This is a genomic window from Enterobacter sp. UNJFSC 003 (genome assembly GCF_036903355.1).
GTDB lineage: Bacteria > Pseudomonadota > Gammaproteobacteria > Enterobacterales > Enterobacteriaceae > Enterobacter.
The window spans coordinates 1-1,083 of sequence record NZ_JBAKHK010000031.1 but is presented as its reverse complement, the minus strand read 5'-3'; the positions used below and the strand labels follow the sequence as shown (position 1 = coordinate 1,083).

General features: G+C 66.5%; 1 protein-coding gene. It reads left to right on the top strand.

Annotated elements, in window-relative coordinates; all coding sequences use genetic code 11:
• A partial coding sequence (locus V5P19_RS22900) for an Ig-like domain-containing protein (protein ID WP_334407813.1) occupies window positions 1–1,083 on the top strand: 1,083 nt, incomplete at both ends.

Sequence of the window (1,083 nt, the reverse complement as noted above, 5' to 3'; positions counted from 1 at the left end):
TCAGACGGCACCTGGACGCTGAGCGTTCCGCCGGCTGACCTTGCGGGTCTGACCGACGGCAGCGTGACCGTTACGGCCTCCGTGAGCGACAAGGCCGGTAACCCGGCGTCCGTTGACCACAACCTGACGGTGGACGTGACCGTGCCTGCGGTCACCATCAACGTCATTGCGGGCGATGACGTGATTAACGTGGCTGAGCACGCTCAGGCGCAGATCGTCAGCGGCACTGCCACCGGCGCGGCGGCGGGCGACAAGGTCACCGTCACGATTGGCGGCCAGACTTACACCACCGTGCTGGACGCGGCGGGTAACTGGAGCGTGGGCGTTCCGGCGAGCGTTATCTCCGGCCTCAGCGACGGTACCGTGACCGTCACTGCGTCAGTCACCGACGCGGCGGGCAATACCGGCACCGGCACGCATAACGTGACCGTCGACACCGGCCTGCCGTCGGTGAACTTTAACGCCCTCAGCGACGACAACGTGCTGAACGCGGTGGAGAAAGGTCAGGATCTGAACGTCAGCGGGACCAGCGCCAACCTGGCGGAAGGCACCCTGGTGACCGTGACCCTGAACGGTAAAAACTACACCGCCACCACGGCGGCGGACGGCAGCTGGAGCCTGACGGTACCGGCAGCGGATCTGGCGGGGCTGGGCGAAGCGAATTACACCCTGAGCGCCGCCGCGACCAACGCGGTAGGCAACAGCATCAGCAATACGGCGAACCTGCTGGTCGACACCGCGCTGCCGACCGTCACCATCAACACCGTGGCGGGCGACAACGTGATTAACGCGGCGGAAGTGGCTGCGGGGCAGACCATCAGCGGTACCGTGGCCCATGCGGAAGCGGGCAACACCGTGACGGTCTCTGTCGGCGGCAACACCTATACCGCGACGGTGCAGAGCGATCTGACCTGGTCGGTGAGCGTGCCGTCAGACGTACTGACCGCACTCGGCAACGGCAGCCTGAGCGTGACCGCAACCGTCACCAACGGCCACGGCAACACCGGCGCGGGCGAGCGCGATATCACCATCGACGCCAACCTGCCGGGGCTGCGCGTGGACACCGTGGCGGGTGATGACGTG